This is a genomic window from Nonomuraea sp. NPDC003707 (assembly GCF_053587055.1).
In genome coordinates this window covers 40,733-59,058 of the sequence record NZ_JBSFNK010000045.1, presented here as the reverse complement: position 1 = coordinate 59,058, position 18,326 = coordinate 40,733, and the positions used below count along the sequence as shown (strand labels likewise).

At 67.5% G+C, this 18,326-nt stretch carries 19 protein-coding genes; 6 read left to right on the top strand and 13 right to left on the bottom strand.

What is annotated here, in order from left to right; translation table 11 throughout:
* Positions 1-46: 46 nt before the first annotated feature.
* From ACWDRB_RS58365 to ACWDRB_RS58355, 3 genes are all read right to left on the bottom strand, one after another.
* The gene (locus ACWDRB_RS58365) at positions 47-673 is read right to left on the bottom strand and encodes a hypothetical protein (protein WP_449910066.1); all 627 of its coding nucleotides are present in this window, start codon (positions 671-673) and stop codon (positions 47-49) included.
* A 369-nt stretch (positions 674-1,042) separates the two neighbouring features.
* On the bottom strand, positions 1,043-1,375 hold the full coding sequence (locus ACWDRB_RS58360) for a helix-turn-helix domain-containing protein (protein WP_344998078.1): 333 nt from the start codon (positions 1,373-1,375) through the stop codon (positions 1,043-1,045).
* Positions 1,372-1,752 carry a type II toxin-antitoxin system RelE/ParE family toxin gene (locus tag ACWDRB_RS58355; RefSeq protein WP_350733088.1) on the bottom strand — a complete coding sequence of 127 codons (381 nt, stop codon included), beginning with the start codon at positions 1,750-1,752 and terminating at the stop codon, positions 1,372-1,374. Before ACWDRB_RS58355 ends, ACWDRB_RS58360 begins: the two co-directional genes overlap by 4 nt.
* A gap of 904 nt (positions 1,753-2,656) precedes the next feature.
* Between ACWDRB_RS58355 and ACWDRB_RS58350 the strand changes: the two genes are divergently transcribed.
* A complete protein-coding gene (locus ACWDRB_RS58350; protein ID WP_449910063.1) occupies positions 2,657-3,964 on the top strand; it encodes a hypothetical protein in 1,308 nt (435 codons plus the stop codon).
* A gap of 779 nt (positions 3,965-4,743) precedes the next feature.
* Here the strand turns inward: ACWDRB_RS58350 and ACWDRB_RS58345 are convergent.
* The 4 genes from ACWDRB_RS58345 to ACWDRB_RS58330 form a co-directional block, all read right to left on the bottom strand.
* Positions 4,744-5,271, bottom strand: coding sequence for an EF-hand domain-containing protein (locus ACWDRB_RS58345; RefSeq protein ID WP_449910061.1), 528 nt, complete (start codon positions 5,269-5,271; stop codon positions 4,744-4,746).
* A 359-nt stretch (positions 5,272-5,630) separates the two neighbouring features.
* Positions 5,631-6,005 carry an STAS domain-containing protein gene (locus tag ACWDRB_RS58340; RefSeq protein ID WP_449910059.1) on the bottom strand — a complete coding sequence of 125 codons (375 nt, stop codon included), beginning with the start codon at positions 6,003-6,005 and terminating at the stop codon, positions 5,631-5,633.
* A 369-nt stretch (positions 6,006-6,374) separates the two neighbouring features.
* A complete protein-coding gene (locus ACWDRB_RS58335) occupies positions 6,375-6,956 on the bottom strand; it encodes a dihydrofolate reductase family protein (protein ID WP_363961949.1) in 582 nt (193 codons plus the stop codon).
* 278 nt (positions 6,957-7,234) lie between these two features.
* Entirely contained in the window at positions 7,235-8,758 is a 1,524-nt protein-coding gene (locus tag ACWDRB_RS58330) for a beta-N-acetylhexosaminidase (RefSeq protein ID WP_449910057.1), read from the bottom strand.
* Positions 8,759-8,898: 140 nt separating this feature from the next.
* Between ACWDRB_RS58330 and ACWDRB_RS58325 the strand changes: the two genes are divergently transcribed.
* On the top strand, positions 8,899-9,861 hold the full coding sequence (locus tag ACWDRB_RS58325) for an MBL fold metallo-hydrolase (RefSeq protein ID WP_449910055.1): 963 nt from the start codon (positions 8,899-8,901) through the stop codon (positions 9,859-9,861).
* 24 nt (positions 9,862-9,885) lie between these two features.
* The gene (locus ACWDRB_RS58320; RefSeq protein ID WP_449910053.1) at positions 9,886-10,737 is read left to right on the top strand and encodes a PHP domain-containing protein; all 852 of its coding nucleotides are present in this window, start codon (positions 9,886-9,888) and stop codon (positions 10,735-10,737) included.
* On the opposite strand, the gene ACWDRB_RS58315 is transcribed toward ACWDRB_RS58320, so the two are convergent.
* A complete protein-coding gene (locus ACWDRB_RS58315) occupies positions 10,716-11,222 on the bottom strand; it encodes an NUDIX domain-containing protein (protein WP_449910052.1) in 507 nt (168 codons plus the stop codon). The two genes, ACWDRB_RS58320 and ACWDRB_RS58315, sit on opposite strands and share 22 nt — an antisense overlap.
* Before the next feature lie 541 nt (positions 11,223-11,763).
* Between ACWDRB_RS58315 and ACWDRB_RS58310 the strand changes: the two genes are divergently transcribed.
* Positions 11,764-12,300 carry an N-acetyltransferase family protein gene (locus tag ACWDRB_RS58310; RefSeq protein ID WP_449910050.1) on the top strand — a complete coding sequence of 179 codons (537 nt, stop codon included), beginning with the start codon at positions 11,764-11,766 and terminating at the stop codon, positions 12,298-12,300.
* Between the two features lie 71 nt (positions 12,301-12,371).
* On the opposite strand, the gene ACWDRB_RS58305 is transcribed toward ACWDRB_RS58310, so the two are convergent.
* From ACWDRB_RS58305 to ACWDRB_RS58285, 5 genes are all read right to left on the bottom strand, one after another.
* Positions 12,372-13,322 carry a hypothetical protein gene (locus ACWDRB_RS58305; protein WP_449910049.1) on the bottom strand — a complete coding sequence of 317 codons (951 nt, stop codon included), beginning with the start codon at positions 13,320-13,322 and terminating at the stop codon, positions 12,372-12,374.
* Positions 13,319-13,864: an RNA polymerase sigma factor gene (locus ACWDRB_RS58300; RefSeq protein WP_449910047.1), complete on the bottom strand. Its 546-nt coding sequence runs from the start codon at positions 13,862-13,864 to the stop codon at positions 13,319-13,321. Before ACWDRB_RS58300 ends, ACWDRB_RS58305 begins: the two co-directional genes overlap by 4 nt.
* Before the next feature lie 108 nt (positions 13,865-13,972).
* Entirely contained in the window at positions 13,973-14,377 is a 405-nt protein-coding gene (locus tag ACWDRB_RS58295; RefSeq protein WP_350741918.1) for a hypothetical protein, read from the bottom strand.
* Positions 14,378-14,442: 65 nt separating this feature from the next.
* Entirely contained in the window at positions 14,443-14,817 is a 375-nt protein-coding gene (locus ACWDRB_RS58290; RefSeq protein WP_449910044.1) for a hypothetical protein, read from the bottom strand.
* A gap of 113 nt (positions 14,818-14,930) precedes the next feature.
* A complete protein-coding gene (locus ACWDRB_RS58285; protein ID WP_449910042.1) occupies positions 14,931-16,325 on the bottom strand; it encodes an MFS transporter in 1,395 nt (464 codons plus the stop codon).
* Positions 16,326-16,392: 67 nt separating this feature from the next.
* On the opposite strand from ACWDRB_RS58285, the gene ACWDRB_RS58280 reads away from it, so the two are divergent.
* Entirely contained in the window at positions 16,393-17,802 is a 1,410-nt protein-coding gene (locus tag ACWDRB_RS58280; RefSeq protein ID WP_449910040.1) for a purine-cytosine permease family protein, read from the top strand.
* A 34-nt stretch (positions 17,803-17,836) separates the two neighbouring features.
* Complete coding sequence (locus ACWDRB_RS58275) at positions 17,837-18,322, top strand: hypothetical protein (RefSeq protein WP_350741911.1); 486 nt, start codon at positions 17,837-17,839, stop codon at positions 18,320-18,322.
* Positions 18,323-18,326 lie beyond the last annotated feature (4 nt).

Genomic DNA, 18,326 nt, shown 5'->3' with positions numbered 1-18,326 from the left:
TCACCCGCTCCACGCACGAAAAGTGCTGTTCTGCATGCCGGATCGTCTACTCCTCGAACCAGGCCACCAAGCGGACAGCATCGTCTCCGTGAACATGCGCAAGCGTACGCATGACTGTCCATACCCCGTGCCAGAGGCTGTCAGGCGGTATGGCACGGCGGCGCGTGGCACGCTCAACACGGAAGATGCTGTCTCTGTCCCTCCACTCGGTGCCTTCATCCCACAGCACAGCAACCTGATTAGGGTCGACCGTCAAGGTATCCACGCCACTTACCCGAGCGAATCTGCGGCTCCATACCGAGCGGTAAACGAGTTCTAGGCTCTGATCGGGAAGCTGCCGGTACTGGGCTATGTTGGTCGGATGAAGGGCGGGTTCATCCCAGTCGATCGCGGTGACCTCATCCCAGTTCAACCACGTGACACCGAAGGCAGCTTTCCCCCATTCCGCCAAACCCGCTTTGGTGCTCTCCGACGCATCCTGGGGGAGCCCGCGATCGGCCGCGATCGGTCGCCAGTGGCCTGAGCGGCGAACCCCGAAGAGACAATCGAAGGCTTCGTAGTCTCTACCAACCAACATCTTCAGCGAGATAGCAGCGCACCAAGCGGTCTCGCCGACATCGAGACCGGGAGTCCATGTGCGGCACTCGATGAATCCGTGGATGTCGGTTCCCATGCCGAGATCTTCTTGTCCGCGCGGAGGCGCTGTCCAACCCTTTATGATCACGAGTCACTCGCCGGTAGGACCGTAGGTGGGTGAGGTAGATGCCCGAGCAGAGCGAGTGAAGTTCATGAGGGCCGCCAGGCCGTGCCCGCTGCGTGCCCGTTCGGACGGCGATCAACGGGGAGTCGCGGGGACTCACGGTCACTCGACCGGCATATGCCCAGGTCAGCGTTTCCCCTGCTCAGAGGCCATGATCTTGAAAGAGTTCCCAAGCTGACAGCGCGGGTTCGATTCCCGTCACCCGCTCCACAAGGAAGGCCCAGGTCAGGGCTGGCATGGTCAAAGCTCTGACCTACTTGGCTGTGGATCGGCGCGCCTATCTCAGGCGACTTTCCAGGTTCGGTCGCCGAGCGTAGCTACGAGATCCAAGTGACCCCCGAGTGCAGCGATGTACTCTCTTACGACGTCGATGCCGGATACTTCGCCGTGTTCGATCTTGGAGATGCGAGCTTGGCTGACTCCCAAGGTGTGGGCGAGTTCAGCCTGAGTGACACCGGCGGCCTGACGGATCTCGGCGAGCTGGAATCCGCGGACGTACGCTTCGCGGCGTTCACGCGCGGCGGCCTCTCCAGCAGCGCGTTCCGTCTCGTCTCGCGGGTCGAGCGCTGCCGCTTTGGCCTTGACGTCCGACCACTTGCTGTACCGAGCGCTCATCGCTCCTCCTGCTCTTCTTCTTTGAGCGTGATCAGGTGCTGGGCAAATCGTTCATCAGCCAGTGGTATCGCTTCCCGATACCAGCGGTTCCAGTTGCCGGCTTTATCGCCGGCTACCAGAAAGATCGCTTCCCTTACCGGATCGAAGCAGAACAGCATCCGGATCTCACTCGTCCCCGATGAGGGCGGGCGTAGTTCCTTCATGTTGTGGTACCGACTGCCCTGTACCCGGTCGACCAGAGGACGACGCGCCGTCGGGCCTTCCTCCGCGAGCTGATCGATCGCGTCCTTGACTAGGTCTGCAGTCTCCGGATCGGTTACGCACATGGTCAGGTACCACGCCTCGACCTCCGGATGAAGACTGACCTCCCAGCTCATGTAAGCGATTATAACCATCTAGTCATATTCTTCACATCCACATCCGATGCATGTCGCCTCTCGCCGAAGGTTGCGCCTGGCGAGCCTCGTGTCGAGCCGATTGGTGGATGCGTAGGTTCGCGGATCCAGGCACTGCCCCGCGCGGGGGTGCCCGTTGCGTGTCTCCAATCAAGGATGCCCCCGTGGCCCTGGCCGCTTTCTCCCCGCACGGGTCGACTGTAGGCAAAGTGATCAGGCAGGGAGGGGACGCGTCGCGCGAGGAACAGCAGGTCGCAGGCTGATCGTCGTGCCATTAGCGTGCCATTAAGGGCGGTGACGAGGGGTCAACCACGGTCACTCACGACCGGCCTCAGCTGCAGGTCGGCGCCTCTACGAGGCAAGATCCCTGCAATTCCCAAACTGACAGCGGGTTCGATTCCCGTCACCCGCTCCACGTACGAAGACCCAGGTAGACCGACGAAGTCGGTATCTGAGCCTTGATCTTTGTTGGGGCCAGATGCAACCGGGCCAGGCGGACCATCCACGTCCCCGTGAGGTGCGAAAACCGCCGCTATTCGTTCTTCCTCCGCAAAGCCTGGCCTGAAAGCTTCACCAAAGCCGGAAGTGTTACGGCTGGTCGCCATTGGAGAGCTACGCTCCCCCTTTGCCGGGCTCCTATACGAAGGCCGGTGGACCGAGCTAGTAGCGATCAGGGAAGGGAGGCATCATGGCACAGCCGCCCTACCACGCCGGGCCCGGTGCGTGGCAGCCGCAGGGCCAACCGCGCCATGCCAGAAGCGGGCCGCAGGGCGTATACGGGAATGCGCGGCAGCCGCAACCGCCCTACCCGTTTGGTCCTCCATATGCGCCTGGAGGGCCACCGCCCCCGCGGCGGCGCAGGAATTCGGGGTGTACGGCGGCGCTGTTGGGCGTCTCAGGGCTGCTGATAGCCGCCTTGGTGATCGCCGTCGGCTTCGTGGCGGTGTCCAAGCTGCGGGGCGATGTCCGTCCGATCGCACGGGGAGACCGCACCGCCTCGCCGGAGCCCGGGCGGGACATCGCCGAGGGCGGCGCCAAGCTGAAGACGGTCGAGCGTGACGGCTACGACGAGCTGAAAGGGGAGGAGGCGGAGGGGATCGCCGATCCTGGGCCGCTGGTGGCGAAACCCGGCCGCTCGCCGCGCCGGTATGCCGGCTCACCGGTCATCTCAGCCTGCACTCTGCTGACGTTCGCCGATCTGAACAAGCTCGGGCTGCTTCTGCACCCCAATCCCCTGGTCGGATCGTACCGGCGCTCCTACTTCGACGGGCAGGGCAATGGTCCGATCGAGAAGGGCGGGCTGTTCGTCCCGACCGACGCGCCGAACAGCTGCAAGTACGTGCTGTGGCCGAAGTCCCCGGTGGAGATCGCGGTCTTTCAGGAGAGCTACACCAGTTCCCGCGCCATGGACTACTCCTTCGATCGCTACAGCACGAGGCCGGCGATCGGCGACGTGACGGTGCGGGAGCGCAAGCGCAGCTCGAGCCGAGTGAACGAGACCATCGACTACCTGCACTACGTTCTACGGCTGAAGAACACGGTCGTGCAAGTGGAGTTGTCGCTCCAGCGCGGACCCCAGCAGGAGAAGCTCAGGCGGGCGCTGCTGGAGACGATCGCCGGCAACCTGGTGGAGCGCTCGGCGGATCCGGCGGACATCCCTTCTATCGCCTATGACAGCCCTCTGATCACCGCGAAGCCGGCGCCCGCGTGCGCCCTCATCGATTCCAAGGACTTCCGGACGCTGTTCCACCGGCCGCCCGCGCCGTTCGTCGGGGAGGAGTTCGGCAGCGCGGCCGGCAGGACGAACTTCAGCATCGGCACGGGCATCCCCGACCAGAACGAGTACGCCTACGTCTACACACGGTGCGAGCGGAGCACGGGGCACAACTACCTCACCGACCGATACAAACTGCAGGTAGAGGTCATCAGCTACATGGCCGATGCCGCGCCCGCGCACTCTATCGAGTTCACCAGGCCGCTCGACGGCGGGCAGCCGCTGACCCGTCCTGCGGGCGAGGAGTCGTACTGCGTGACCCGGCCCTATGCCCGATCGGCCGGCGCGCTGGTGTTCCGGAAGGGGCGATTCCTGGTGACGCTGTGGATGACTCAGCCCAATGATGTTCAGCGCTTTGATCCGCGCGAGCGCTGCGGGCGCATCGCCTCCGTGGCCCAGCGGGTGGCCGGCAGACTGTAAGGCTCCTGCCCTGGAAGGCACGCCGACCGCATGCTGCGGCTCGTCGCAACCACCGAGGCGAACGTTTCCGAGTTCGACGACTGACTCGCCTGTCGCTGAACGGCGAACGCCGCGCGCGAGTTCTGATCGTGGGCCCTTGGCCGTGCCCGTTGCGTGTCCGTCAGGTTGGTGCATAGCGGGGAGTCACGGAGGCTCATGGTCGCTCGGCTGGCATTTGCCCAGGCCGGCGTTTCCCCAGCTCAAACCGTGTGATCTTGAAAGGCTTCCCAAGCTGACAGCGCGGGTTCGATTCCCGTCACCCGCTCCACACCAGAAAGCCCAGACCAATCGGCATTTTCAGGATCCGAGCTTTGATCTTGTTCGAGCTTATCGATCTTCTCGTGCCATTAGGCGCGCCGTTAGGGCCGATGATCACTCAGCGGGTACCAGCACGCCAGGCGGGTCGTCCTCGCCATCACCGCGTGCCCGTTCATTCCCGATCAGGTGCTTGTCGATCGCTTGCGTGATCACCTGGGTCCGCCCCGCGCACCGCATGCTGATAGATCATCGCGGCGCGCACGTTGTCATGGCCCATCCGAACCATCAGGCCCTTGAGGCCCCGCACCCGACTCCGCCGCGATCGTGTTCGCCGTGTGGTGAAGGCCGTGCAGATGGAGCCTCGGCACCCCGATGGCCCGTACGGCATGCGTCCAACCTCCACCTGTGACAATGTCCTGCCATAGCGGAACGCCCCGGCGTTCGGTGCGCTCCACTGCCGCGCTGATGACGCCACCTTCGGGCTATTCCACCAGCGCGCCGAATACGTAGGTTCCGGGAGCGTCCGGGTCGTCGCCGGCCCAGAACTCTGTCCAGTGGGTGCGGAACTCGTCGCGGGTGAGGTGACCGTCACCGTCCAGGTCGAGGCGCGGGAAGATCTCATCGGTCGCCGAGGGCGCCCCGTTCCACGTCTCGATGAGCGCGCTGTATTCCGAACAGGAGATGAGGCCGTCGCCGTTGAGGTCGATGGCCTCGAACATCGCGTCGGCAGTGCCGGAGACCGCGTCGGTCATGTCACCGAGTCTTTCCACGACGCGAAGCACCTCGTCGAGGGAGACGGCGTCGTCGCGACCGGGGCCGGAGGCGGCTCGGAGCACGGGCCACCAACCGGTCATGATGGAGGCCAGTCGCTCTGGGTCGACGGACCCCCCGACGGCCGTCCAGCGGTGGGCGAGCGCCTGGAAGTCGGCCTGGGTCAGTCGGCCGTCGCCGTCCACATCCATCGCCCGAAAGACTCTGCCGACCTTTCTACGCTGGAACTCACTGGCCACATCCGCCTCCGCTCTTCGGAAGACTCAATGTTTTCGAGAGATCACCAATTGTGACCATAGTCATTTGAGTGATGAACACATTACTTAGCGTAGAAGCCCTGGTTCGTGACGTAGGAAATCGTCATCCGAAGGACAGGGTCAACGAGGACCAGAGAATCGTCCCGGCCGCCCCGAGAGCACGTGCGGTCGATCGCGCCACAGCCACCTTGCGGCCGTGGGAGCAGCGCCAAATGGTGGCGACAGTTTCTAGTGGGAGGGGAACGGACCGGTCCTGGTCAGGGACTGTTCTCGCGCGGTGTATCACCGTGGCACTACACACCGTGCCTATCGAACTCGCTGACCGAGTGCCGTACCGCCGCTCACGCACCAGAGTGCAGCTGCTCCACGGCCGACTCCACCGTCTCGCGGAACCTGAACGCCCGGTCCAGCCCTATCCGTCGACAGTGTGCCAGCAGGTCAGCAGGAGCTGCCGCGACAACCAGCGCTCCGCCACCTGTCATCACTCGCTTCGCGCTCGAAAGAACCGCTCCGATGGTCCAGCTGTCCCAGGCGTCAACGCCGGCAAGGTCGAGGACCAGATAGGGCGGATCCGGCATGGGCAGCGCCGTCATCGCATCGCGAAGACGAGCCCCTAAGCGAGCATTGTGGCAGAACTCACCGCTCACGTGCAGGACCGCATACCAATCGTGCAACGCTCCATGTATTTCCAGCGCAGTGCCAGGTTGCTCGCTCATGCTGCAACCCCCGTCTCTGCCGATTGCCCTCCATTCTGCCTCCGGCTCGGGCTCCAGCTCCAACTCCGGCTCCGGCTCCGGCTCCGGGGTGATCGCCGTACTGCGGCAGGGTCGTAGATGGCTGAGGTGAAAGCCTGGGCTCGACCTGGACGATGGCACCGAAGAACCGCTGCCGAGCGCGCTCGCGCTGGCCGAGCGTGCCACCGGAGTGCGGTTGCACCGCGCCGACTACATCAGACCTTCACTGATCGGCTCGGTTGGTCAGGCCTGAGCGAAGCGCGAGGAGATCGCGACCGCCTGCACAGGAACCGCCTACGGACGCTCATCGAATCCCGATGGCCTTCCACCGACTCGGCGCGGTAGGCGAGGTCATCGGCGGACGCGGTAGCGGAGGTGTGTGGCTTCCCGTCCTCGGATGACCTGGATGGTCTCCAGTTCGATGTGGTCGGCGCCGAGGTGTTCGAAGAGTCGGCGGCCCTCACCGAGCAGGACCGGGACCAGGTGGATCTGTATCTCGTCGAGGAGCCCGGCCAGGAGACAACCCTGGGCAGTACCCACGCCATGGACCAGCACGTTCTTCTCGCCGGCGGCCTCCTTGGCGCGGCGTACGGCGTCCTTGAGATCGCTCAGATAAGTGACGTTGGGCCACTTCGCGTATCGGGGGCCGGGTTGGTGGCGGCTGAGAATGAAGATGGGCACGCCGTCGTGATGATCTCCGTCCCAGCCTCCGGCTGGTTCGAAGGTCCCGCGGCCGGCGAGCACCGCTCCGGTGGAGAGAGAATCGTCAAGGACCTCACGATCGGCGCCGTCCAGTTGTTCGGCGTCGCCGACGCCTCCCGTCCATTCGTGGAGGCGGTGTCCGCCGTCACCCAGGCCGTTATCGGGTCCCTCATTGGGGCCGGCGACGAAGCCGTCGAGGGACATGGACATGTAGAGGACGGTCGACGACATGACAGGGTTCTCCTTTGTTCGAATGATGAGCAGGGGTGGCGCAAATCTGATATCGCTTCACCGCCGGGCCGCGCACAGCCGTGGGACGCCAGGTGTGTGAGTTGACCGACCTGATTCTCTTCGCGATCGGTGGCGTTCAGAACGGGCTGGAGAGGTGTGCGTCTGGAAGGTTGGGATCCTTGTCGGCCTTGCTGGCGTTGGTCGAGCGATGGATCGCCGCCCAGACGCCCAGAGGTCCGGAGAGTGGTTGGTTGCCGCATTACCGGTCGTGTGGCAGGTCAGGCCATTCGCCAGGTTCGTCGAGGTTTGTTGTGCGGGCGTCCGGGGATGCCGGGGCGTTGCTGCCATGGGCGGGGTCCGTCGGGCGGGCGGTAGGCGACGCCCAGCGCGTCCAGGCGGGCGTAGTGTGCCGCGTTCATCCGGCGCTCGAAGCCGTCGAAGTCGCGTTCGTCGGGAGCCGGCAGGTCCGACCAGGCCACTTCGGCGAACGCGACCAGCCGGGGAAACGCCTGGTAGTCCACTCGCCCGCGATTTTCGGCGACTTCCGTCCACAGGTTGGCCTGGGTGCCGATGACGCGGGCCGCGTGAACCGTGCCCGCCAGCCGGGGCGGTACGGGCTCGAACCGGTAGACGTCCTCCAGCGTGTGCACCCAGCCGAACGGCACGGGCTCCCGGGCATCCTGGGACTGGACGTGATCGAGGTAGACCTCCTGCTGAGGGCACATCACCACGTCGTGACCGGCCTCGGCAGCGGCGATGCCGCCCGTGTACCAGCGCCAGCACGCGACGGCGGCGCCCTCCGCCAGGCCGCCCTCCAAGATCTCGTCCCAGCCGATGAGACGACGGCCACGCTCGGCTAGCCAGCGGCCGAAGTGGCTGATCATCCAGGACTGGAGCCCGTCCTCGTCCTTGAGCCCCAATTCCCTGATGCGTGCCTGCGCCGTGGGTGACTCGCGCCATTGGCCTTTGAGACACTCGTCACCGCCGATGTGGATGAACAGGCTGGGGAAAACCTCCAGCACCTCTTCCAGAACGCCCTCATAGAAGCGCAGTACGGCGTCGGTCGGCGCGAGCACGTTTGGGCTCTTTCCCCATTCGGTCCACACCTCCAGCGCGGTGGTGTCGATGACGTCGGTGTTCCCCAGTTCGGGATAGGCGGCGATGGCCGCCTGCGAATGACCTGGGATGTCGATCTCGGGTACGACCGTGATGTGCCGCTCCCCCGCGTACGCGACGATCTCGCGTAAGTCGTCCTTGGTGTAGAACCCGCCGTGCGGCCGTTCCTCCCAGATCGCCGGCTCGCCCCAGCCCATGCGGGTACGCGGTCGCCACGCGCCGACCTCGGTCAGCTTGGGATAACGCTCGATCTGGACGCGCCAGCCCTGGTCATCGGTGAGATGCAGATGGAACACGTTGAGTTTGTGCGCGGCCAGCAAGTCGACGTACCGCATCAGGTCTTCCTTGGGCAGGAAATGGCGTGCGACGTCGAGCATGAATCCCCGCCAGGCGAACCGCGGCGCGTCGTGTACGGTCACGTACGGCACCATGACCGGCTCTCGTGCGATGGGGGCACGGCGAAAGGCGTCCAAGCCCTGGATCTGCCGTAAGGTCTGACACCCCCAGAAAACACCGGCCTCGTCACCGCCCGCGATCTCGGCGCCGTCGGCCGACACGGTCAGTCGATATGCCTCAGGCCGGAGCAACGGATCGACGCGGGTACGCACGACCCCTGTGAACGGCCCGGAACCTCCGGCCCATTCGAGCCGGCCCGGTGCGGGAATCAAGCCCAGTTCGATCGCCACCGGCCTATTCTGCGCTCGGCCGGCGGCATGGGAAAGGCAGCCGGGCCGGCAGAGATATCCACTGGAAATTTCGCCGCCGGACCGCGAACCTGGCGAGCATCCATCAAGGCCAGTGTTCGAACATCTGGAAGGCGTACCCGATGACACAGACCTCCCAAGAGCATCCGGACCTGCTGGTGAAGGGGCATCCTTTCCGGCAGTGGAAGACGTGGCGGATCCCCGGCACCGCGTTCACCCTCACCGGTTACTCCCGGGCGAACGACAAGACCTTCTTCCACATACCGGAGTTGCGATGCGCCCTGGACGCCGGGTTGTGCGAAGGGCGGCAGCCCGAGACGGTCTTCTTGACGCACGCGCACCACGACCACGCCAAGGATCTCGACTACCTCGCCTCCAGGCCATCCGGTGCCGACATCTACCTGCCGGCCGAGGCGCTGCCCTATGTGGAGGCTTTTCTGCGTGCGTCCGCCGAGCTGAATCACGCGGCGCCGTACGATCCGGCGCTGGCCCCGGCCTATCGTCTTCACGGCGTGCGGCAGGACGACGAATTCGCTTTCGGCTCCCGTGGCCACCACGTGCGCGTGGTGGGATGCGAGCACAAGGTGCCCTGCGTGGGCTACGCGTTCAGTGAGGACGTCAAAGAACTGCTGCCCGAATTCCAGGACCTGCGGGACGAACTCGTCCGGGACGGACGCGGCGCGGAGTTCGGCCGGATCATGGCGCGGAAACGGCGAGAAGGCGTGGAGGTCGACCGGCAGATACGCCGCCCCCTTTTCGCCTTCCTCGGCGATACGCATGTGTCGGTGTTCGAGCGGAACCTCTGGCTGTTCACCTATCCGGTCATCATCACCGAGTGCACTTTTCTCCACGACAGCGAGCTGCCTCGCGCGGACCGGGTCGGGCACACGGTGTGGAGCCGGCTCAAACCCGTGATCGAGGCGCACCCGGACACGCTGTTCGTGCTGACCCACTTCAGCCTGCGCCATTCCGACCAGGAGGTGGTCGATTTCTTTCGGCGGGAACGGCATGACAACGTCCTGGTGTGGGCGCATTCGGAAAGCCATCTGCCCGAGCAGCACCAGTCCGGGCACGCAGACCAGTAGACGGTCGAAGGAGAGGATGAGGTCATGCTGCCCGCGGACAGTCATGTTCACAGCGAATGGTCGTGGGATGCGCCGGGCGGCTCGATGGAGCGGACCTGCGCGCGGGCGGTGGAGTCAGGGCTGCCCGCGGTCGCGTTCACCGAGCACGTGGATTTCACGGCCTGGGTGGTCCTTGCCGACGACCTCGACGAATACGCGCATCTCAAGCCGTTCGTCACGCCGGCCGGAACGCCGGCCGGAACGCTGACTCCGCCGAGATTCGATCCCGGCGGATATCTGGAGTGCGTGCGGCGCTGCCGCGATCGGTTCCCGAGCCTGCGCATCATCACCGGGGTGGAATTGGGCGAACCGCATTGGTACGGCGACGAGGTCGCGAGGCTGCTCGCGGCCGGGCAGTTCGACCGGGTGCTCGGTTCGCTGCACTGCCTGCCGGTGGGGCGGCAGTTCTCCGAGCCGCCGTACCTGTACCGTCAGCGACCGGCCGCGGAGGTGATCCGGGAATACCTGGCCGAGATACCTCGCCTGATCAGGAGCTCGGACGCCTTCGGGGTGCTCGCCCACATCGACTACCCGCTTCGCTACTGGCCTGCGCAGGCCGGGTCGTTCGATCCGAACGCGTTCCAGGAGGAGTTCCGTCATGCCTTGCGCGTGCTCGCCGACAGCGGCCGGGCTCTGGAGGTCAACACGCGGGGGCCGCTCCATCCCGAGATCGTTCGCTGGTGGCGTGACGAAGGCGGAGACGCGGTCACCTTCGGCAGCGATGCCCACGACCCGACCGGAGTCGCGTACCGCTTCGCCGAGGCGACGGCCATGGTCGAGGCCCAGGGGTTCCGGCCCGGCCGTCACCCCCATGACTACTGGACGCGTACAGGCTGACCGCCGGTGAAGTACTTCCCCGCCATCCGCGTGTGCAGCGGGAACGCCAGCTCCTGCGGCCGGTCGATCACCAGCCACTCCGTCGTTTCGGCCGTGGCCGTCACCGGTGGAAGGGCGGCCGAGCTCGTACGCGGCCCCAAGCCGAAGATCAGCACCGTGCTGTCAGGGGCACTGAGCACATCGAACAGCCGGACGTCGTCCGCCTCGACGAGGATGCCCGTCTCTTCCCGAAGCTCTCGGGCGGCCGCCTGCTGCCAGGATTCGCCCAGGTCGATGAAGCCGCCGGGCAGGGCGAGCTCGCCGCGGTGCGGCTCGACGTCGCGGCGGATCACCAGCAGTCCCTCGTCCACCGGCAGCACCATCACGGCGACGGGCAGCGGGTTGAGGTAGCTGGTGTTGCCGCAGCCGGCGCAGGTCCGCGGCCACTCCTGGCCGGGGACGTAGGCCGTGCCGCAGAAGGAGCAATGCGAGTTTCTGGTCGTCACGATCACGAGGCTAACGCCGTGACCGAAAACGGCCGACTGTCGCTGAGCCGCCGGCCGCAAGAAGGAAGCGATGGAGAAGAGACACGGAAGCCCCGGCTGCCACGCTTTCGGCGCAATCGAGAAAGGACGAGTGGCTTCATGCTGTGGAACAAGGTCAGGAACGTGGCGGCGGCGGGGGCCGTCGGCGCGTTCGTAGCGGCAGAGGAGCTGGCGGTGCCGCAAACTGACGGGTGAGCACTGGGACCACAGCGCTACGGCATCCTGGCGACTCCGCTGAGCAGGGGCTCCTCCCAGGGGGGCGAGGGGCCAGGGATGCGGCTCGTCCGAGAAGTGCACAACGACGGGCTTCACCAGTGCGAGCCCGTCGAAGAAGCTCGTGGCGTGGAGCGTCACCTCCAGCCGGCGCCTTGGCCTTCGGGGGTTCGGAGGCCAAGGCGCTGTTGGAGGCCGGCCAGGTGATTACCCGACCGGCGCCTGTCCTGAGGAACGAGGGTCCGAGGGCAGTTCGGGGTCGTTCATCGGTTATGGAACGCTCTGACCCATGCAACTCAGAACGGGCGCGCCGCGCGACGCCGACCTCATCGCGGCGTTGCACGCCGAGAGCTGGCAGACGGCCTACGCCGGGATCATGCCCGCCTCCTTCCTCGACGGCCCGCTCCTGGAGGACCGCAAGGCGCTCTGGGCCGCCCGGCTCGCGTCCAGTGAGCCGGGCAGCGTCGAGAACGCCTCCCACCTGCTGCTCGCCGAGCAGGACGACGCGCTGCAGGGTTTCACCTACCTGATCGCCCAGCCCGACGGCCGGGTCCTGCTCGACAACCTCCACGTCCGCCCCGCCCGCAAACGCTCCGGTATCGGACGCCTGCTCATGAGCCGCGCCTTCGGCTGGGCAGCCGCCCAGCACCCCGGCAAGGCGGTCTACCTGGAGGTGCTCAGGGACAACGCCCCGGCCATCGCCTTCTACGAGCGATGCGGCGGCAGCGCCACGCGGGACTTCTGGGAGAGCGTGCCGGGAGGGGTCGAACTGCCCGTGATCGAGTACGCCTGGACGCCCGAAAGCGTCAAGGCCCTGGCCGGCTGATCAGAGGTTCAGTTGACCGGTTCGGCGAAGGCCGCCACGATCCCCCACTTCTCCTGGCCGATCAAGAAGCGTTATTCCTTGATGACGTTGTCGCGTGGACCGCCGTAGACAGGGTTGCGGTCGTAACGCTTGTCGGTGACGAGCAGGCGGATCACCCCGGGCTCGCGGATGGACTCCTCCGCCTCCCAGACGACCCAGTCGTCGCCCACGGGAGTGGTCCGCGTGGGGCCCTCGCCGAATCCGCCCGGGTTGCCCGGCGCGATCTCCATGATGAGGAAGGTGACCTTCAGTCCGCGCTTCCTGAGCTCGGGCAGGACCTCGCCGACGGTCTTCTCGTCCACCCGGAGCCCGGCGAGCGAGCGGCCCTTCACGGTCGCCAGCCGGTAGTCGGACTTGACCTCCTTCCGCACGGGCTCGTCCTCCAGGACGCACGGCCCGATCGGGCCGGTCATCAGGATGGTGGTGGTGGTCTGCTCTCCGATCGTCCAGACGAAGGTCTGGCCGGGCTTGAACAGCTTGGTGTCGATCCGCATCTGCCAGCCGCGCCCCTCCTCTCCGGGAATGTTCTCCGGTACGGAGTACAGGCCCCGGGGGATGTCCTCGACGTGGGTCCCGCGCGGCTCCCGGCACATCTTGCCCGGAGGCACGTAGTCGACGACGGCGGGGACGTTGAGCTCCTGCAGTTGCCTCGTCAGCCCCGCGGCGTCACGGAAATCCCGCAGCTTGACGTACACGACGCCGTCGGAGTCCTTGGTGACCGCGTACGAAGGCGGCACGCCGGTCCGCAGCAGGCCCTGCCCCACCACGATGCCCACGGCGAGTGTGGCCGCCACGGCCAGCCCCAGGAACAGGCGCCGGGCCCGGTACGGGCGCGGGCGGGCCGCGGGCGGGCCGGGCTCGGTGGCGGTGATCGAGGCCAGCAGTGTCCGCGCCCCCGCGTCGGACACCTGCCCCCCTGGCCGGCCCGGCTCCACTCGGGCCAGTGAGCGGGTGATCGTGTCGATGTCGTCGGTGTTCTTCACAGCTGCCTCTCCGCCGGGATCAGCCGGCTCTCCGACGTGAAACGGACGTCCGCCTCGGCCAGCGCGCGGGCGAAGCGCTTGCGGGCGCGGTGCAGCCTGATGCGTACGGCGTTGCGCGACAGGCCGAGCACGGCGGCGACCTCCTGCCGGTCCAGGCCCTCCCACGCGACCAGCGCCAGCAGCTCGCGGTCGTCGTCGGACAGGCTCCGGAAGACGTGCGCGATCGCGGACAACTCGACCCGGCTGTCGGGCGAGGCTCCGTACAGGTCGGCCATCTCGGTGTCGAGCTCCACGCTGCGCGCCTGACGGCGGACCTCGCCGCGATAGTGGTTGGCCAGCACCTTGCGTGCCGTGCCGTACAGCCACAGCGTGGCTTCCTCCCCGTCCGGGAGGTCGTGTATCCGCCGCCAGGCGACGGCGAAGGTCTCCGCCACCACGTCCGCCGCATCCTGCGGGGTGTCGCAACGGCGCGCCGCGTACGCCGTGATCAGGCCGTACGTTTCCTGGTAGACGGACTCGAACCTGGCCCGTTCCTCATCCACGAGGCATCCCCATGCCCGGCTCCTTCATAGTGCGATGTACGGACATCTGTGCCTATGTAAGGAGACGGGCCATCATTTCGCGTCAGAGCGGAGGAAGTTCGAGGGAGCTCAGTCAGTCGCGCGTTCGAAGGCACTGAGCACGCGGGTGGTCGGGTCCGGCGCCCCCTCGTCTCTGAGGCGGTCGGTGAGGAGGAAATCGGTCAGCTCGAACGCGGCGGCGTGCTCGTCCTCGCTCAGGACGAAGACCCCGCCGGCGGCGTCGGGGTCCCAGCCATGCGTCAGCGCATGGTCGATGACCTCCCGCACGTCCTTCGGGGTCGGGTAGGAGTTGTCGCTCGCGCAGCCCCACGGCAGGACCGCCTTCGACAGCAGGTCCGCCTGGAGCACGCGGCTGTTCTTCCCGGCGCCCCAGACCCGCAGGCGGACGCATCTGTGGCAGTCGCGCCCGCCGGACACGTGGTGGATCTCGCCCTTCCACACGAACTCCCGCCCACCCGCGCGGAGCTTGCGCAATCTCGTTCGTATGGTGCCCACCCCCGCGCCGAAGCCTAGCCGACCCGGCGAACGGGAACGCCTGGTCATCCTTCGAAGCGGATCGTCGCCCCCCGGTCGGTGATCGACAGCACGCGGAAGTTAAGCGTGCGCTTGCTCCCGTACCGGAACTCCCCCCTGGCGCCCTCTCCGAGTGACGAGGTGAGGCCGGGGGCCCGCACGACGACCATGTCCTGGTTGAAGAGGCCGCCCATGTACTCCTTGGAGACGCGCACTCTGCCGAGGCCGTACGCGCTGGAGACGCGGAAGCTCACGGCCCTCGTGAACGTGAACTTACACTTCCCGTCGTAACAGGCCCGGAGGTTCGGGGCGGAGGCGGCGGCCGGGGTCGCGGCGAGGACCGGCGTCGCGACCAGCGCGCAGGAGAGGGTCAGGGCGGTGATGGCCTTCCGGGGGTGCATGGTCTCCCTTTCGTCGGCTGTTGCGGCCCGGTACGCCGTGCTCGCGTGGCCCGGCCGCAGGGGGTGAGGCCTTTCTACAAGGCCTGCGCCGGGAGGGGTCCCGAGCGGAGGCGCTAACGCGGGCGGGCGAGGTCGTACACGGCGGCCACCAGGGAGAGGAAGATGAACAGCAGGACCACAGCCAGGCCGTGACGGAAGGCGGTCGCCCAGTCCGCGCCGAGCGCGCCGAAGAACGTGGAGCCGGCCGTCGCGATGCCGATCGCCGAGCCCAGCCGCTGGCCCGTCTGCAGGACCCCCGCCGCGCTCCCGCCGCCCTCGGGCGGCACCTCCGACAGGGTGATGGCCTGGTTGGGCGAGATGACCAGGCCGCTGCCGATGCCCGCGACCAGCAGCGGCAGGGCGGTGGCCAGGCCCGCGCCGGGCCCCGGCACCAGCACGGTGGCGGCCATGGTCGCCGCCAGGCCGGCGATCACCGTGAGCAGGCCGATGACCACCACGCGGCGTCCCGCGCGGGACACCAGCCGCCCGCCCACCACGCTGGACGACGCCGAGCCGAGGGCGAACGGCGTGATCGACAGGCCCGCCAGCAGGGGGCTGTAGTGGAGGCCGCTCTGCAGGTACAGGGTGAAGATGAAGAAAATGCCGGTGAATCCGGCGAAGTAGAACAGCCCAATGGCCGTGCCGAGGCGATAGGAGCGTTTCCTGAACAGCGCCAGGTCCACGAGAGGCTCGCGGCGGTAGAACCGTTCCCAGGTCACGAACCCGCCCAGGATCAGGAGCGAGGCGGGGATGATCAGCCATTTGGCGTTCCCCTCCCACTGGTGGCGCTGGATGAAGGGCAGCAGCAGGCCCGCCACCCCGACGCCCAGGAGGAGCACGCCCACCGGATCCATGCTCTCCCGCCGCCGCGGCACGTCCTGGCGCGGGGCCGGCAGGACGTGCCAGGCCAGCGGCAGCAGGGCCAGCCCGATCGGCACGTTCACCAGGAACACCCACCGCCACCCCAGCTCGGGCCCGGACAGGGTGACCAGTGCGCCGCCGATCAGCGGCCCGGCGGCCGTGGAGAGGCCGATGGTGGCGCCCAGCGCGCCGAACGCCCGGCCCCGCTCGTGCCGCGCGAACATCTGCTGGATCAGCCCCGACACCTGCGGGTTCACCGTTCCGGCGGCCATGCCCTGCACGAGCCTGGCCGCGATCAGCACCTTCATGTCCCAGGCGAAGCCGCACGCCGCGCTGGCGAGCGTGAACAGCGCCACACCCCACATGAACAGCGTCCTGCGGCTCCTGGCGTCCCCCATGCGCCCAGCCGGGACCAGCAGCAGGCCGAACGTCAGCGCGTAGCCGGAGACCGTCCACTGCAGGCCGTCCGCCGTCGCGTGCAGGCCGGCGCGGATCGACGGCAGCGCCACGTTGACGATGCTCACGTCCAGCCCGGTCATGAACGCCGACACCAGGCACACGGCCAGTGCGTGCCGCCGCCTGTCGAACCCGGTGGTCTCCGCGCTCATGCCGTCCAGACTCTCACCGACCGTCCAAGGGTTCTCTTACCGGGTATGGGGCGAGTAACGTCCGATCATGGACACGATGACCGTCGAGCAGAACGGCATCAACGCGGTCCCCGAGGCCGAGCGGCACGGCCGGCCGGGGGATCTCTTCTGGCCGTGGGCCGGCTCCAACCTCTCCCTGTTCGGTGTCGCCTTCGGCGTGTACATGGTCGGTCTCGGTCTGGGCATGATCCCCGCGATCATCACCGGGGCGGTCGGGTACGCGCTGTCGTTCCTGCTGGTGGGCCTGGTCGCGGTCGCGGGGACGCGGTCGGGCGTGCCGACGATGACGCTGGGACGGGCGCCGTTCGGGTACCAGGGGAACAAGCTGCCCGCCGTTCTCTCCTACATCTCGAACGTCGGCTGGGAGATCGTGCTCGTCACGCTCTCCGCGCAGAGCGGCGCGGCGATCCTCGCGCGGCTCGCGCCCGGCGTCCCCGCCACCACGGCCACCGCCGTGTGCTTCGCCGTCGCGGCCGTCGTGGTGATCGCGGTCGGCGTGTACGGCCACGCCCTGATCATGGCGGTCCAGCGCTACCTGACGTACGCGTTCGTCGTGCTGACGATCGTCTACATGGCCCTCATGGTGCCGAAGCTCGGCGGGGCGCTGAAGAGCGACGCGGGTCCCGGCGAGTGGGTCGGCGGGGTCGTCTTCGCCATGACGCTGCTGGGCCTGGGCTGGGTCAACTGCGGCGCCGACTACTCCCGCTACCTGCCCTCGAACTCCCGGGCCAGGTCGGTGGCGCTGTGGACCACGCTGGGTGGCGCGGTGCCGCCCATGGTGCTGCTCGTGTTCGGCGTGCTGCTGGCGGGCGGCGATCCGAAGCTGGCCGAGGCCGCCGGGGGCGACCCGGTGGGCGCGCTGGCCCAGGCGCTGCCGACGTGGTTCCTGCTGCCGTACCTGCTGACCGCCATCGGCGGCTTCCTGGCCGGGGCGATCATGGACATCTACTCGTCCGGGCTGTCGATGCTGGCGCTCGGCGTGCCGGTCAGGCGGCACTACGCGGTGCTGATCGACGGCGTGCTCATGGTGCTCGGCGGCTACTACCTGCTGTTCGTGTCCAGCAGCTTCCTCGGCACCTTCCAGGCGTTCCTGGCGATCATCGGGGTGGTGATGGCGGCCTGGGTGGCGATCTTCCTGGTGGACATGTGGCGGCTGCGCGCGGGCGGCAGGTCGTACGACGAGCGGCTGCTGCGGCCGGGCGCGCCCGCGCTCAACTGGGCCGGGCTGGTCTCGCTGGTCGTGGCGTCGGCCGTGGGCCTCGGGCTGATCACCTCGGGCGACCCGAACATCGCCAGGATCGTCGGCTTCCTGATGAGCGACGAGATGAAGGCGGGCACGTTCGGGGGGGCGAACATCGGCGTGGTCATCGCCCTCGTGCTGGCCGGGCTGCTGTACTTCCTGATCACCATCTTCACCGGGCGGCGCCGCGAGGCGTGACGGCGCCGAGTCCTGAGGTTACTCTTGGTGAGTAATGATGGACATTCCGTCGCGGTTGCTGCGGTGGGCGGTGCATGCCACGGCCTGCGGGCTTCTGGTGCCCGCGGTGGTGGGCTCGCTGCGCGAGGACCAGGTGGCCGTGGCCGTCGGGGGGCTGGTGCTCGGCTTCGCCTATGCCGCCGGTCCGCTGACGTCCGGAGGGCTGCGGGTCGTGTGGCTCGGGCTCGTGACGGCCGGATGGGTCGTGCTGGCGGTGGCGGCGCCGCCGTTCGTGTGGCTGGCGTTCCCGCTGCTGTTCGCGTACCTGGACGTGCTGCCGCTGTGGGGGGCGATGTTCGGGGTGGCGGTGCTGACCTCGGCGGCGATCCTGGCGGCGGTGTGGCACGCCGGTGAGCTGACCCTGCCGCTGGTGCTCGGGCCGGGCATCGGGGCCGCGGTGGTGACGCTGCTGGCGCTGGCCTGCAAGGCGCTGCGCCACGAGGTCGAACGGCCCGAGCAAGAGCCCTCGCTCAGGCCGTGACGAC

Coding starts and splice junctions, on each gene's coding strand:
- ACWDRB_RS58285 (WP_449910042.1), bottom strand. CDS start 16,325: ATGAGCGCGGAGACCACCGGGTTCGACAGGCGGCGGCACGCACTGGCC.
- ACWDRB_RS58280 (WP_449910040.1), top strand. CDS start 16,393: ATGGACACGATGACCGTCGAGCAGAACGGCATCAACGCGGTCCCCGAG.
- ACWDRB_RS58310 (WP_449910050.1), top strand. CDS start 11,764: ATGCAACTCAGAACGGGCGCGCCGCGCGACGCCGACCTCATCGCGGCG.
- ACWDRB_RS58365 (WP_449910066.1), bottom strand. CDS start 673: ATGGGAACCGACATCCACGGATTCATCGAGTGCCGCACATGGACTCCC.
- ACWDRB_RS58340 (WP_449910059.1), bottom strand. CDS start 6,005: ATGAGCGAGCAACCTGGCACTGCGCTGGAAATACATGGAGCGTTGCAC.
- ACWDRB_RS58360 (WP_344998078.1), bottom strand. CDS start 1,375: ATGAGCGCTCGGTACAGCAAGTGGTCGGACGTCAAGGCCAAAGCGGCA.
- ACWDRB_RS58335 (WP_363961949.1), bottom strand. CDS start 6,956: ATGTCGTCGACCGTCCTCTACATGTCCATGTCCCTCGACGGCTTCGTC.
- ACWDRB_RS58320 (WP_449910053.1), top strand. CDS start 9,886: ATGCTGCCCGCGGACAGTCATGTTCACAGCGAATGGTCGTGGGATGCG.
- ACWDRB_RS58275 (WP_350741911.1), top strand. CDS start 17,837: ATGATGGACATTCCGTCGCGGTTGCTGCGGTGGGCGGTGCATGCCACG.
- ACWDRB_RS58290 (WP_449910044.1), bottom strand. CDS start 14,817: ATGCACCCCCGGAAGGCCATCACCGCCCTGACCCTCTCCTGCGCGCTG.
- ACWDRB_RS58325 (WP_449910055.1), top strand. CDS start 8,899: ATGACACAGACCTCCCAAGAGCATCCGGACCTGCTGGTGAAGGGGCAT.
- ACWDRB_RS58355 (WP_350733088.1), bottom strand. CDS start 1,752: ATGAGCTGGGAGGTCAGTCTTCATCCGGAGGTCGAGGCGTGGTACCTG.